The following is a 14328-nucleotide window of genomic DNA, read 5'->3' as shown; positions in this document are numbered from 1 at the left end:
TACCGGGGGCCGGTGTGGATGCGGTGCCGGATCGCCTGCGATCAGGACACCGAGAACTTCAGCACCTTGATCGCAGCAAAGTCGCTGACATCGCCGCCGACGCGCTTGGTAGCGTAGAACAGCACATGCGGCTTGGCCGAGAACGGATCGCGCAGCACCCGCAGATCGGGCCGCTCGGCCACGGCATACCCGGCCTGGAAATCGCCGAAGGCAATGGCCGCCGCATCCGCTGCGATATCGGGCATGTCCTCGGCGATCAGCACCGGATAGCCCAGCAGCCGCGCGGGCTCGGCCGCGGCCAGCCCGTCCGACCACAAAAACCGCCCGTCGGCATCCTTCATCTTGCGGACCGCACCGGCGGTCTTCGAATTCATCACGAATGTGGCATTGGCGCGATAGACAGCCCCCAGCGAATAGACCAGATCGAGGATCGCGTCCGAGGGCGCCCCGACGTCGAAATCGCCATCGGCACCGGTCGCGACATAGCCGAGACTGCCCCAGGACCAGGACGCTTCGGCCACCTTCGGATGGTTGAGAAAGCCCCGCGGCTTGTCGGCACCGTCGCCCGAGATGAAGGCGGCGGCCTCGGCCCGGGCGAACTTGTCGGCAATCCGCCCCGCCAGCCAGCCCTCGATGTCGAAGGCGCTGTCATCCAGCAGCCGCTGGCTGATCTTTGGCATCGCCGACAACTCGTGCAGCGGGATCGTCACCCGCTCGATCTGAGGCGTCCCGGTCTCGACCTGGCTGCCGGTCTCGCTCGACCAGCCCGAGCCGGTATCCGAATGGTCGACCAGGACGTCATAGGAACTGGCCTCCACCGTGACCACCTGCGAGATCGACCGGATCGACGCCGTCGAGGTCAGCACCGACTGGATGCTGCTGGCGGTTTCGGGGTCGATCAGATAGCCGCCATCGCCGGCCACCGCGGTCGACATCGCCTTGGCCTCGATTTCGAGCCCGCGCAGAGCGTCATCGTCGCCGGTTCTCAGATAAGCGCCGAAGGCCTTCTTGTGAGGCACTTCGATCTCGGCGGAACGGGACAGAACAGGGCGCCCCGCAGTCACTTGCGATTTCCGGTCGAACATGGTCAGTCGCTCTTCCTGTTGCTTGAGTCTCGATTTGATTTCGGACTGGAAACTACTGAAATCCTTCATGAAGTCCTCCAGCGCCTCGCGTATTTCCACAGCGGGGCCACGCACCCGCCCGGTCTTGGCTTCGGTCTCGGTCATATCGCTCGTCCTGTCTGGGAACGGTCCTGCCGGCATCGGGGCGTCACCCCTCGGCCAGCGCACGACGGGCGCCCGCAAAGGCATCCGCCAGATCGCGCAACAGCGCCTCGGCGCTTTCTTCCGCCTTGGTGCCGACCCGCGCATCGGCAAGCATCGGAAAGGTCACCAGCGACACTTCCCAAAGCTCCAGCTCGGCAAGCAGCCTGTGCCCGCTTGCATCCTTGCTTGCCCGCTTGGTGCGGTAGCCGATCGACAACCCGTCGAGCGCCCCCGCCGCGACCAGCGCCGCCGCCTCGCGGCCGCGGGTCACATCGGTCAGGATCCGGCCCTTGACATAAAGCCCGCGGGCATCCTCGCGAACCTCGTCCCAGACCCCGATCGGTTCCGACGGATCGTGCTGCCAGAGCATCTTCACCCGGCGGCCCTCTGCTGCGATCTGCCGCAACGAGGCCGCATAGGCCCCGCCCTGGACGATGTCGCCCCCGAAATCGGCGGCCCCGAAGACCGAGGCATAGCCCTCGATCACCGCACCCTCCTTCAGCGCCAGCGGCAGGGCGTCGTTCTTGCAGAACTTGTGCTCGAGCGCGCTGCCAACGTCGTACTCCTTCATCCGGTCTGTCCTTTTCACTGCTATGGCGCGGATATGGCGGACAGGATCGAGGCGACGCCTTGGGCAAGGATCACCGCGACGATCCCGTAAACCGTCAGCCACACACGCTTTTCGATCTGGTCCAGCATCTCCTCGATGCGTTTCAGCCGGTATTCGAGCGCACTCCAGCGCTCTTCCATCACCCGCTCGCTGGCCTCGATCCGGATATGCGTCGCATCGAAGGGGGCATAGAGAAACCGCGACCCCGATCTTGGCTGGGGCACCCTCACCCCCCCTCCGGCCGCCTCGGCAACCCGAGCAGCGCACGCTTCTCGTCTTCGGTCAGGAACTCGGCTTCTGAGATTCTCTTCCATTGCGTATCCCGCTCGGCGGCCAGCGCCGGCACCTGGTCGAGATCGGGTTTGAGAGAAACCGCCGAAGAGCCGAAATGCGCCAGAAACTCGGCCAGGGCCCCGGTGACTTTCGCCACCAGAGGCACCACGGTCAGCCGGTAGAAAGCGCGATTGGCCTCCTGGTAATTGGCGTAGGTCGCCTCGCCCGGAATTCCCAGAAGCATGGGCGGCACTCCGAAGGCCGTGGCGATCTCGCGAGCCGCAGCCTCCTTGGTCTTCTGAAACTCCATGTCCGAGGGCGAGAAGCCCATCGGCTTCCAGTCGAGGCCACCTTCCAGCAGCATCGGCCGTCCGGCATTCGCCGCCCCCTGGTGATAGGACAGCATCTCGTCCTGCAGCCGCGAATATTGCTCCTCGCTCAACATCGACTGGCCGTCCGAGCCGGTATAGATGATTGCGCCCGAGGGCCGGGCCGCATTGTCCAGCAGCGCCTTCGACCAGCGCGAGGCGGCATTATGCACGTCGACCGCGGTCGCGGCCGCCTGCATCGGCGACAGGCCGTAATGGTCGTCCTGCGGATGGAAATTCTTGATATGGCAGATCGGCGGCACCGGCCCGGTCATGTCGAAGCGGTGCTTGCGCGCCCCCACCATGTAGTCATAGGCGACGGGCCATCCGTCCGTTCCCGGCACCAGCCTCATCCGGTCCGAGCGCAGCACGTGCAGTTCGAAAGGCAGCCCGGTTTCGCCGCCCACCGCCTCGAGATAGCCGTTCCCCGAAAGCAGAAGCTGGCCGTAAAGCGCCTCCATCAGCTCGGCGCGGCCCTGCGCCGGATTGGGCCGCCTGAGCAGCTCGATCACCGGATGGGTTTCGTAGCGCCTGTCCTCGTCCTGACAGATCAACGGCAAGGCCGCCGCGGATTCCGCGATCAGCTTGACCGCGCGAAAACCGACGGGATTGGCGTTGAACCCCGCCCGGATGAGCGACCCCGTATCGCGCGGCGTCCAGGCCGCGCGGCCCGCTCCCGCCCAGGCGATCACCGGCCCCGTGGCCGAGGCCTTGGTTTCGGGAAGTGTTTCCGTCGCTCGGCGGAACAGGTTGAATTTCATCGCCAGTCATCCTCCGTTTTCGGTCGGCTCCGCCAGCGGACGGAGGGAAAGAAAAGGCCCGCCGCCCGGTCTCCCCGGGGGCGGGCCGATCCCGGCCGTTCCGTGCCGCCCATGCGGGCTGTTCTGCCGGTCTAAAGGCCCCTCACGCGCGGCCGGCGCCAATGCGCGGCCGGCGAGATCATCAGATCGTTGATCGCCCAGACCAGGGCATCGACCCGGTCCGGGCTGCCCCGGCCCTCATAGCCATGCGCCGTCATGTGACACATCTGCTCCTCGAGCACCTGCACCCCCCTCAGATGCCTGACGCGCCCCTGTTCGTAGAGCGCCGCCACCGGTTCGGCCCGGGCGATCTTGCCCCGTGTCGCCCGAACCGCGCGGAACGGCACCATCGCGTCGAGCTGCCGGATCATGGTCTCGACCAGATCGCCACCCTGATTGACCTCGGCCACCATGCGGTCCGCCGAATGGCGTTCCATGGCCGCAAGCGCGATTTTCGCCCAGGCTGTCGGCGCGGCCCCCGCGACGCTCACATCCTCCAGCACGTAAGCGCTCCAGCTCTGGGGCGGGCCCTGCATCCGGACCCCGGCCACGACGATACCGCATTCATCCGAACCGGCATGGCTCGATACCGGCGGATCGACCGCCACCACGATCCGGTCAAGCTCCGGGGCCGCATCGACCCGCAAGACCTCCAGCCGGGCAAGCGTCCAGAGCGCGCTTTCGGCCTCTTCCAGCAGGATGCCGTCCAGCTCCTGCCGCCCGAGCCGCGTGCCCGAATAGCGCGTCCGCACCGCCTCCAGAAAGGACGCCGCCAGATTGGCCCGGTTGGCCTCGGTCGGGGCATGTGTGACAACCGTCATCGGGTTGGACAGGATCGCTTTCAGCACCGGAACATTGCGCGGCGTCGTCGTCACGCATTGCTGCGGGTCCCCCCCCAGCCTCAGCCCGAACTGAAGCATGTCCCAGGTTTCCTCGGCCCGCTTCCATTTCGCCAGCTCGTCCGACCAGGCGGCATCGAATTGCGGGCCCCGAAGCGAGTCCGGATCATGCGCCGAGAAGACCTGCGCCACGGCACCATTCGGCCAGACCAGCCGCCGCCGCGTCGCCTCCCAGTTCGGCCGCCGGTCAGGCGGCGAACAGGCCAGAATGCCGCTCTCGCCGAACACCATGACCTCGCGCGCCTCGTCGATGGTCTCCCCGACCAACGCCACCCGACGCGCCCTGCCCTCGTCCAGCGGACGCGCTCCCTCGACCTGCGAGCGGACCCATTCCGCGCCTGCCCGGGTCTTGCCAGAGCCGCGCCCGCCCATGATCACCCAGGACCGCCAGCCGCCCTCGGGGGCAAGCTGATGCGGCAATGCCCAGAATTCGAACAGGTAAGGCAGCGCCAGCAGCACCGCTTCATCCATCCCCTCCAGAAACGCTGTCTGCGTCTCGGGCGGAGCGCAGGCGATCCAGTCGGCGCCTGACTTCAAGGCGCGCCTGGTCAAGGTCGAGTGCCTGGATTCCTCCGTCGGAACCGGTTTCAGCATTGAGCCGCCTTTCCACCCGCTGCCGTTCATCAAACGCAGTCTGGGCCGCTTTTCCAAGATCGTTCAGCGCACCCCGCAGCATGCGGGCGCGCTCGGAATTGCCGGCCTGGATTTCTTCGATCAGGTCATTCAGTGCGCGGATCATGCGCCTGTAATGTTCTTCGGCTTCCTCTAGCACCGCCCACGCTGCCGCGTCGCCCGCTGCAGGTGAGAGATCGTCTGTCATCGCGTCTGCCTGATTGACCTGCCTATTGCAGTGAGAAGACAAAGAAAAAGCGGCCCCCGGGGTGTCCCCGTGCCGCCATTCCCACGTCTTCCAGCTTGCCTGAAGGTATAGCCCAGACCGCGCGCAGAGTCAAGATGTTTATTATTAACAATAGGTTAATTCAACCAGCTCGTTCGATGACCTGATCCAGCAGGCCACTTCGGCCACCCCGTCAGAAGACGCCGCTCAGCCCAGCACCATTTCCGCGACATCATCCGGCACGATCAACGCCGCCGAGGTTGCCGCAAGGATGTCATCCACCGCCACGCCCGGGCCCCGCTCGCGCAGGACAAGGCCCTCGTCGGTCGGCTCGATCACCGCCATCTCGGTCACGATCAGACTGACCCTGCGCGTCGCGGTCAAAGGCAGCGTGCATTCCGGCACGATCTTCGGCGCGCCCTTCGCGGCATGGACCATCGCCACGATCACCCGGCGCGCGCCCGTGACCAGATCCATCGCGCCGCCCATCCCCGGCACCATCCTGCCCGGCACCATCCAGTTGGCCAGATGGCCCTTTTCATCCACCTGCAGCCCGCCCAGCACCGTCATGTCCAGATGCCCGCCACGGATCAGACCGAAGCTCATCGCGCTGTCGATCGAGGCCGCGCCCGGCACCGCCGTCACGAAACCGCCGCCCGCATCGGTCAGGTCGCGATCCTCCATTCCGTCCGGCGGACGCTGGCCCAGCCCGATCACGCCATTCTCGGCCTGAAAGAACACATGCATGCCGTCGGGGACAAAATTCGCCACCATCGAAGGCAGCCCGATCCCCAGATTGACCAGCATGCCCCCGCGCACCTCCTGCGCTACCCGGCGGGCGATCACCTCCTTGGCATCCATCAGACCAGCCTTTCCAGAATGTGGTCGACCAGCACCCCGGGCGTCTTGACCGCGTCGGGCGGGATCATCCCCACGGGCATGACGTGATGCGGCTCCGCAATCACCGTATCCGCAGCCATCGCCATCACCGGATTGAAGTTATGCGCGGTCAGCGTGTATTCGAGATTGCCGACATAGTCGCATTGCCGCGCCCCGATCAGGGCGAAATCGCCCCGGATCGGCTTTTCCAGCAGATAGGTCTTGCCGTCGACCTCGACCGTCGGCTTGCCCTCGGCGACAACCGTGCCCAGCCCGGTCGCCGTCAGCACGCCGCCAAGCCCGACGCCGCCCGCGCGGATGCGCTCGACCAGCGTCCCCTGCGGCACCAGTTCGACCTCGAGATCGCCCGCAATCATCTGGCGCTGGGTCTCGGGGTTCAGGCCGATATGGCTGACGATGCATTTCGCCACCAGCCGCGCGTCGATCAGCTTGCCGATATCCTGGCCCGGCCGCACGGTATCGTTGGCGATGACGGTGAACCCGCCCACCCCGCGCGCGACCAGTGCGTCGATCAGACGGTGCGGCGCGCCCACCCCCATGAAACCGCCGATCAGCAGCACCGCACCCTCGGGGATCATCTCGGCGGCCTCGGCCGGTTTCAGTGCCCGTTTCATGTCGCCTCCCTCGCTTTCATCGCGCGGCCGGCCGTCCGAGGCGCCCCTGCCGCAGGCAATGCGGATATGGCAGCCATGCCGGCCGGGCGCGAAAGGCGGACCCGAGAATGGGAATATGCGTCAGGAGCGGACACGACGCCCTCGCTGCCAGTCTCGCGCCCGCCCCACGGCAAGCGGACAGACGCCCCGACCGACCTGCACAGTGGCGCCGCATCATCGTGATCCGGCCGATATCCAAGCGGCACATGCCCGCCGATCCGGAGAGCAAGGCCGCCCCCATCACGCCGCGTCCGCAGCGCGCCGCGCCAGCATGTCGCGCGCGGCCCGCGCGATCACGATCTCCTCGTCGGTGGGAATGACCAGAATGCGCACCCGGCTGAAATCGGTCGAGATGATCCGCTCGTTGCGCATGTTGCGCGTTTCGTCCAGTTCCATGCCGATCCACCCCATACCGGTGCAGACCTTCTCGCGGATCAGGACCGAATTCTCGCCGATCCCGCCACAGAACACCATGGTGCTGATCCCGCCCAGCGCCGCGACCAGACCGCCCAATTCGCGGCGGATCCGGAACACGAAATAGTCGATCGCCTGGCGCGCCTCCTCGGTACCCGCGGCCTCGAGCGTCCGCATGTCGTTCGACAGCCCCGACAGCCCCAGAAGCCCCGACTTGCGATACAGCTCGTCCTCGATCTCGGCCGGCGTCATGCCCTCGCTTCTCAGCATGTACAGGAGCACGCCCGGGTCGAGCTGACCGCAGCGCGAGCCCATCGGCAACCCGTCAAGCGCCGTGAACCCCATGGTCGAGGCCCGAGACTGCCCGCCCATCAGCCCGCACATCGAGGCGCCATTGCCCAGATGGGCGACGACGGTGCGGCCCATATGCAGATGCGGCGCCGTCTCGCGCAAGGTCTCGGAAATGTACTGATAGCTGAGCCCATGGAACCCGTAGCGCCGCACGCCCTGATCGTAATACTTGCGCGGAATGGCGAAAGTGTCGTTGACCCAGGGGTGGTTGCGGTGAAAGGCGGTGTCGAAACAGGCCAGCTGCACGGCCTCGGGGAACAGCTTCAGCGCCGCGCGCACGCCCGCCAGGTTATGCGGCTGGTGCAGCGGTGCCAGCGGCTCGAACTGCGCAAGCCGCGCCATCACCTCGCCCGTCAGCTCGACCGGCATGTCGTAATCGGGCCCGCCATGCACCACCCGGTGCCCGACCGCGTCAAGCTCGGCCTGCGGGCGCTGTTCCTTCAGGAACTCGACGGCCCGGGCCAGGGCCGTTTCGTGGTCGGCCACATGGTTGCGGCCGAATTCGCGGTCGACCAGCACCATCCCGTCCTGGCGCTTGGCCTTGAGCCGGGCACGCTCGCCCGTGCCGATCCGCTCGACCGAGCCGACGATGCGCGGGTCCGGATCGTCGGCCGCGCCGTTCAAACGGAAAAAGCCGAATTTCAGCGAGGAAGAGCCCGCATTCAGGGTCAGAACATGCGACATGGTCCTACTCCGCCGCCCGCTGGGCCGGGATCAGCCCGTTCAGCCGGGCATTGTGCAGCGTCGCCACCGCGCAGGAGGCCAGCCGCGCCTTGTCGTCATCCGACCGCGAATTGAGTATAATCGGCACTTTCGCCCCCATCACGACGCCCGCACCTTCGGCATGGCTGATATAGGCCAGTTGCTTGGCCAGCATGTTGCCCGCATCCAGATTGGGCACCACCAGAACCTCGGCCCGCCCCGCCACCTGCGAGGTGATGCCCTTGGTGCGCGCCGCCGTCAGATCGACCGCGTTGTCCATCGCCAGCGGCCCGTCGACCATGCCACCCCGGATCTGGCCGCGCTCGGCCATCTTCGACAAGAGCGCCGCATCGAGCGAGGACGGAATGTCGGGATTCACCGTCTCGACCGCCGACAGCACGCCCACCTTCGGCACCTCGATCCCGATCGAAATCGCCAGATCGATGGCATTCTGCACGATATCGACCTTGGTGCGCAGATCGGGCGCGATGTTGATCGCGGCATCGGTCACCATCAGCGGATGCGGCACCCCCGGCACATCCATCACGAAGACATGGGTGAACCGCCGCCCGGCGCGCAGCCCGTTCTCCTTGCGAAGCGCAGCCCGCAGCAGAACATCGGTATGCAGATGCCCCTTCATCAGCGCCGCCGCCCGGCCGCCCGCCACCAGATCGACCGCAAGATGGGCCGCCGTTACGTGATCGGCCGCCTCGACAATCTCGATCCCGGCAAGCGAGGCGCCGATCTCGGCCGCCGCCGCCGCGATCTTGTCAGGATCGCCGACGAGGATCGGCGCGATGATCGTGTGACGCGCCCCTAGCAGCGCCCCGCCCAGCGCGCGCGGCTCTTCGGGACAGACCACCGCCGTCGGCAGGGGCGCCAGCGGTTCGGCCCGGTCGATCAGCTCATCGAAATGCCGGTGGCGTTCGATCACCAGGCCGGGGATTTCCAGATCGTTGAACACCAGCTTCTTCGGCGGCGCCTTGACCTCGGCCTCGCCGTCCAGCACCAGCGCCCCGTCCGAACAGCGCTCGACCCGGGTCTCCAGGACGATCCGGTTCGGCGGACGCTTCTCGACGACCGTCACCCGGGTCAGAAGCTCGTCCCCGGCCTGGGCACGCTCGTGGAAGACCAGGCTCTGACTGCGATAAAGCGTTCCGGGGCCGGGCAGCAGATTGCCCAGGACCGCCGAGATCAGCGACGCTTCCCAGATCGCGGGCGCGAGGGCTTCATCCACACCGTCGCCGTCGCCATCCAGCCGCGCCAGATGCATCGGGTTGTAATTGCCCGAGGCGCTGGCGAACACATAGAAATCGTCTTCGGAACAGATCCGGACGATTTGGGCGGTGTCTCCCACCGAGATTTCGTCGAAGGTGCGGTTCTCCGTGATCTTCATTCGGACGTCTTTCTTTCTGAAACGGTCTTCGGCGCGTCTCCGACGCCAGCTTCGGCACCGGGGACACCCGCGGCCGCGGATCCGGGCCGCGCCATATCGGCACCATGGACGACGGCCCCATGCGAGGCCAGCGGGTCCTCGACCACGTCCTCGGCAAGCGGCGACAGGCCAAGAACCGCGCGGAACCGCTGCAGCATCTCCAGCGTATGCGGCGCCATCTCCGCGATGGGCCCGGGCACATATTGCACGACGCGCGCGGCAAGCTCCCGGTCCTCCGGATCGCGCAGAAGACAGGGCAATGTCCCGATCGCGCCCTCCGGATCATGGGTCGCGATCAGGGTCTGCTCATGCAGGATCCGCGCGCGGCATTCCGCTGTCAGCGAGGCGAAGGGCTCGTCATGGTTCAGCACCCATGCCGAGCGTTCCAACCGGTCGCGCCGGACCGAACCGCGGCTTTCGGCCAGCAGGATCAGCATCCGGATCACCGCCTCGACGAAACCGCCCTGATCGACATGCGAAAGCACGGTCTCCACAATCGGCATCGCGCGCAGCTCGGCGGTCGTCTTTCGGGTCCGCCGCACGGCCTCCGGGGCACCGAAAGCCCGGGCCCAGGGCGAATTCCACATCGCAAAGAAGCTCATCTCGACCCAAGCATCCCGCATATCCCGCCCGAAGTCGATCCACTGTTCCGTCATGTCGGCGGCGAAGCGCTCGGCCCAGAGGAACGGATTGTCGATCGCCGCCGGATGCCGCTCCTCGCGCAGCCGCCCGGCGGCGGCGGCGACCGGCGCCAGCAAGGGATTGACCGAGGACATCGCCGTTCGTTGCACCCGCAAGGGATGCAGCCGCCGCGTCGTCTCGGCGGCCTGTGCATTCACCGAGGCCCGGACCAGAGGCCGAACCGCGGTATCGTAAATCTCGGACTGGATGGTGCTCATCCGCGAGACCGCCGCAAAGGCTGCCTCCTCCTCGCGCCCGCCCGCGATCTGCTCGAGATCGGCAAAGCTGCGTTCGGCAAAGCTGACGAGGAACTCGCGATCCTCACCCCGGCCCTCGGCGGCATCGATCCGCATCTCGTAAAGCCCCGGGGCCAGCGCCTCGATGGTCCTCAGCGTCGAGGAGACCTCGGTATGTTCCTTCCTGGCGATTTTAGACGAGACGAAGATGCCCAGATGGCCCACCTCCTCATGCACCATATAGACGATCCGCTGACCGCGGATGCGGATTTCCTCGACCCCGGCATAGGCGTCGAGGACCCAGTTCAGCGCCTGTTGCGGTGGTGTGATATTGTCGCCCTGGCTGGCAAAGACGATGATCGGCGCCCGGATCGCCTTGATGTCGACCGGCCGCCCCGGCTCCAGCATGGCGGTGTTCCTGGTCAGACGGTTGCCGACGAAAAGCTGTTCGACGACCCAGCGGATCTCGGCCTCGTTCAGGGTGAAGAAGCCGCCCCACCAGCGCTCGAAATCGAGAAAGCGCTGACGCATGCCGGGCTGGTCGATGTCGCGGAAGATATCGTAATACTTGCGAAAGTAGTTGCGGCTCGGGTTCAGCAGCTCGAAATTCATCACCAGATTGGCGCCGTCGAAGCGGCCGCCGCCCAGATCCGACCACAGCATCGGCTGCATCGCGCCGCCGAGGATCCCGGCATTGTAGCGCATCGGATGCCGACCGACCTCCCCCGACCAGGTCGCGACCGGCGCGCCGTTCAACACGATGGGCCCGGTCAGGTCGGGATTGGTCGCGGCCAGCAAGAGCGTCGCCCATCCGCCCTGACAATTGCCCATCACCACCGGCTTGGCCGCCGCCGGATGCAGCCGGGTCACCTCGCGCACGAATTCCGCCTCGGCGCGGCAGACATCGGCCAGCGTCTGCCCCGGCAGCGGATCGCGCCTGAAGGACACGAAATAGACCGGATGGCCGCCCTTGAACGCCACGCCCACCTGGCTGTCGGGCTTGAACCCGCCGATACCGCCACCATGCCCGGCCCGCGGATCGATGATCACATAGGGCCGCTTGTCTGGACGAAGCTCGACCCCCTCGGGCGGCTCGATGCGCAGAAGCTGGTAGTTGCAGGGATGCGGCAGATCCGTCCCGTCGATCACCACCTCGTAGCGATAGGCCAGGACCGGCGGGCAGCCTTCGGCCTCGTGCTCGCGAAAGATGTCGCCCCTTGCCCGCAGCGCATCCATCGTCAGCAGCCAGCGCTCGCCCGCATCGCGCAGATAGTCGCGATAATCCGCGACAAGCTGCCCCCGCGTCATCTCCTTCTTCGAATTCCGGGCGGCCTCCATCAGCCGCCGCATCTGAGCCAGCAGCTCGCGCGTCCGCGTCGAATGGGTGTCGAGCATCCTGTTGCCGTGGCGGCCCGCAACCTCTCGGATCAGGTCCGCATTCTCCAGCGACCCGCCTGCCAGTGCACTCATCAGCGCAAGCCGGTCCTGAGCCATCCCCCCCGAGCCCCAGATCAGGGCCCGCATCACGTCGGCGGGGTCATCGTCCGAGCGGCTTTCCACATGCATATCCATGGTCGTCTCCTTCAGCCGATGATGGAATAACCGCCATCTATGGCGTGGACGCCCCCCGTCACGTTCTTGGCCTCGCGACTGGCGAGGAATGCGCAATAGGCCCCGACATCCTCGATCGTGGCCAGATGATGGATCGGCGCGCGCTCGGCGGCGGCGTCGAGCAATTCGTCGAATTCGGCGATCCCCGAGGCCGCGCGCGTCGCCAGCGGCCCGGGCGACAGCGCATGCACCGAGATCCCTTTCGGCCCCAGCTCGGCCGCCACGTAGCGCACCGTCGATTCCAGCGCCGCCTTGACCGGCCCCATGATATTGTAATGTTCGACCACCCGCGTCGCGCCCGCGAAGGACACGGTCATGCAGGTCCCCCCGTCGGGCATCAGCGGCTCGGCCTTCCGGATCATTCTCAGGAAGGAATGCACCGAAACATCCATGGCCAGCGAGAACCCCTCGGCAGAGCAGTCGACAACACGCCCATGCAGATCGTCGCGCGGACAGAAGGCGATCGAATGCAGCACGGTGTCGAGCCGCCCCCAGCGCGCCCCGATCTCGGCGAAGACCGCATCCATCTCGGCCTCGTTGCACACATCAAGCGGCATGAAGATCTCCGCGCCGACCTCCTCGGCCAGGGGCCGGACGAAAGCTTCAGCCTTTTCATTCAGATAGGTGATCGCAAGCCTGGCCCCCTGAGCCCTGAGCGCGCGCGCCGCACCCCAGGCGATGGACTTGTCATTCGCGATCCCGACGATCAGCGCCGTCTGGCCTTCAAGTGAAAACATGGATGCTCCTAAACCACAGCGGCTCATGCCTTTGCACCCGCAGCATAACGCGCCCCGAATCCTTTTGCACCTGCAGCATAACCGACAGAGATGACAAAGCCGTGGCGTCCGCCCGGACAGACGGTCCGGGGGCGTCGGTTACGGTTGCAGCACCGACGTCGACAGCGCACGCAGCGCACGCAATTCGGGCCCCTGCTCGTCCTCGGAGACACCGTCGAGCACCAGATGCAGGGTCTCGACGAGATCCGACAGCCGGTCCATATCGGCCGCATCAAAGCGGCCGGACGACCGCGAAAACCCGCCCAGACTACGCGAGGTCGCCGATCCGACAGAAACCGAGACACCATTGGCCACCCCATGCGCACGCGCGGCCTCGACCACGCCGCCCGGATCGTCCAGGGACGGGTCGTCCCACTGGATGACGCCCGTGTTGCAAAAGCTCCAGCGCACGGCGGGGTCGAGCATCACCAACCCGTTCAGATCGTAGTGATCGCACCAGGACTGCGGATAGGTCCGGTACAGCACAAGCGGACGGGTGAAGCGGACATGAAGCGCCAGAACGAAGCCCGTGTCACAGGTCCGCTGCAGCATTTCCAAAAGCTCGGCGACCTTGTTTACCCTGTTCATGAACCACCCGTCGCGACCCGGAAACACACATGGTATTCTGCGCCCGTTCCTGATACCAAAGCGCCACCCTGTTCAAGACCTTCATCACGAGATGCCCCCCGCCCGATGGATCTTCGGAAGAAACTGACCGATCGCCTCTCCGCCCTTGCGCCTGCGGGGTATTATGTCGGGCTGCGTCTGGGCTTCACCTATCCGGCCCAGGAAATCAACCGGCTGCCCGGCGACTGGACCGACCATTACGCCCGCAACGGGTTGATCGTCCAGGACCCGGTATTCCGCTGGGTCTATGCGCGGACAGGCGTCATTTCCTGGGCGGCACTCGCCTTCGACGACCATGCAGATGTCTTCGGCCAGGCCGCAAGTTTCGGGTTGATCCATGGCGCGGTGGTTTCGGTGATGCGGCCGGGCGAGTCCGGTCGGCGCAGCTACGGCACCTTCGCCCGGTCGGATCGCACCTATGCCGAATCGGAAATGGCCGAGTTGCTTCAGATCGTCACCCGCCTGCATCGCGCGGGATCCGAACGGACAGGCCTTACCCATGCCGAAACCGAAGCGCTCAGGCTTCAGGCCGACGGATTGCGGCTCAAGGAAATCTCCGCGGAACTCGAGATCTCGATGAGCGCGGTCAAGGCCCGGCTGGCCAATGCCAAACGCAAGCTCGGTGCCGCGACCACATCCCAGGCAACCTCCATGGCGCGCAGCCGCGGCGTCATCTGAGCTTCACCCCGGCCCAATTGTTCCACTGACCGGAAATTTCCGGCACTCAACGGCCGTCAGCGCCGTTCCACCGGTTGGGCATCGCAAAATCGCAGATGCCATGTCGCGCCCCAATTTACGCGGCCACATTCCGGGCGACGCAATTCGCAACCCCGGCACGAATTGACCTTAATCCACAAATCCTTAAATTGATTTAACAAGCCTGGCG

General features: G+C 66.0%; 14 protein-coding genes. 1 reads left to right on the top strand and 13 read right to left on the bottom strand.

The window, feature by feature from the left end:
• Positions 1–41 precede the first annotated feature (41 nt).
• The 13 genes from A6W98_RS09150 to A6W98_RS09090 form a co-directional block, all read right to left on the bottom strand.
• Positions 42–1229 (bottom strand): phage major capsid protein, encoded by a 1188-nt coding sequence (locus A6W98_RS09150; RefSeq protein ID WP_042460587.1) that lies wholly within the window; start codon positions 1227–1229, stop codon positions 42–44.
• Between the two features lie 43 nt (positions 1230–1272).
• Entirely contained in the window at positions 1273–1839 is a 567-nt protein-coding gene (locus A6W98_RS09145; protein ID WP_042460584.1) for an HK97 family phage prohead protease, read from the bottom strand.
• Positions 1840–1859: 20 nt separating this feature from the next.
• Positions 1860–2102: a GTA head formation protein, RCAP_rcc01685 family gene (locus A6W98_RS09140; RefSeq protein WP_042460581.1), complete on the bottom strand. Its 243-nt coding sequence runs from the start codon at positions 2100–2102 to the stop codon at positions 1860–1862.
• Positions 2103–2104: 2 nt separating this feature from the next.
• A complete protein-coding gene (locus tag A6W98_RS09135) occupies positions 2105–3280 on the bottom strand; it encodes a phage portal protein (protein WP_042460578.1) in 1176 nt (391 codons plus the stop codon).
• A gap of 131 nt (positions 3281–3411) precedes the next feature.
• Entirely contained in the window at positions 3412–4689 is a 1278-nt protein-coding gene (locus A6W98_RS09130; RefSeq protein WP_042460575.1) for a DNA-packaging protein, read from the bottom strand.
• Entirely contained in the window at positions 4682–5038 is a 357-nt protein-coding gene (locus A6W98_RS21910; RefSeq protein ID WP_063490901.1) for a hypothetical protein, read from the bottom strand. Before A6W98_RS21910 ends, A6W98_RS09130 begins: the two co-directional genes overlap by 8 nt.
• 225 nt (positions 5039–5263) lie before the next feature.
• On the bottom strand, positions 5264–5917 hold the full coding sequence (locus A6W98_RS09120) for a 3-oxoacid CoA-transferase subunit B (protein ID WP_042460568.1): 654 nt from the start codon (positions 5915–5917) through the stop codon (positions 5264–5266).
• Entirely contained in the window at positions 5917–6570 is a 654-nt protein-coding gene (locus A6W98_RS09115) for a CoA transferase subunit A (RefSeq protein WP_042460565.1), read from the bottom strand. Before A6W98_RS09115 ends, A6W98_RS09120 begins: the two co-directional genes overlap by 1 nt.
• 279 nt (positions 6571–6849) lie before the next feature.
• Positions 6850–8058, bottom strand: a complete 1209-nt coding sequence (locus A6W98_RS09110; RefSeq protein WP_042460562.1) for an acetate/propionate family kinase — start codon at positions 8056–8058, stop codon at positions 6850–6852.
• Positions 8059–8062: 4 nt separating this feature from the next.
• Complete coding sequence (locus A6W98_RS09105) at positions 8063–9472, bottom strand: bifunctional enoyl-CoA hydratase/phosphate acetyltransferase (RefSeq protein ID WP_042460559.1); 1410 nt, start codon at positions 9470–9472, stop codon at positions 8063–8065.
• Positions 9469–12000: a DUF3141 domain-containing protein gene (locus A6W98_RS09100; RefSeq protein WP_063490900.1), complete on the bottom strand. Its 2532-nt coding sequence runs from the start codon at positions 11998–12000 to the stop codon at positions 9469–9471. Before A6W98_RS09100 ends, A6W98_RS09105 begins: the two co-directional genes overlap by 4 nt.
• A gap of 11 nt (positions 12001–12011) precedes the next feature.
• Entirely contained in the window at positions 12012–12776 is a 765-nt protein-coding gene (fabI, locus tag A6W98_RS09095) for an enoyl-ACP reductase FabI (protein ID WP_042460556.1), read from the bottom strand.
• 138 nt (positions 12777–12914) lie between these two features.
• Entirely contained in the window at positions 12915–13403 is a 489-nt protein-coding gene (locus A6W98_RS09090) for an autoinducer binding domain-containing protein (RefSeq protein WP_042460553.1), read from the bottom strand.
• Positions 13404–13508: 105 nt separating this feature from the next.
• On the opposite strand from A6W98_RS09090, the gene A6W98_RS09085 reads away from it, so the two are divergent.
• On the top strand, positions 13509–14120 hold the full coding sequence (locus tag A6W98_RS09085) for a helix-turn-helix transcriptional regulator (RefSeq protein ID WP_042460550.1): 612 nt from the start codon (positions 13509–13511) through the stop codon (positions 14118–14120).
• Positions 14121–14328: the final 208 nt, after the last annotated feature.

Source organism: Rhodovulum sulfidophilum DSM 1374 (assembly GCF_001633165.1).
Classification (GTDB): domain Bacteria; phylum Pseudomonadota; class Alphaproteobacteria; order Rhodobacterales; family Rhodobacteraceae; genus Rhodovulum; species Rhodovulum sulfidophilum.
The sequence above is the reverse complement of the archived record's forward strand: the minus strand, read 5'-3'. Positions and strand labels throughout refer to the sequence as shown.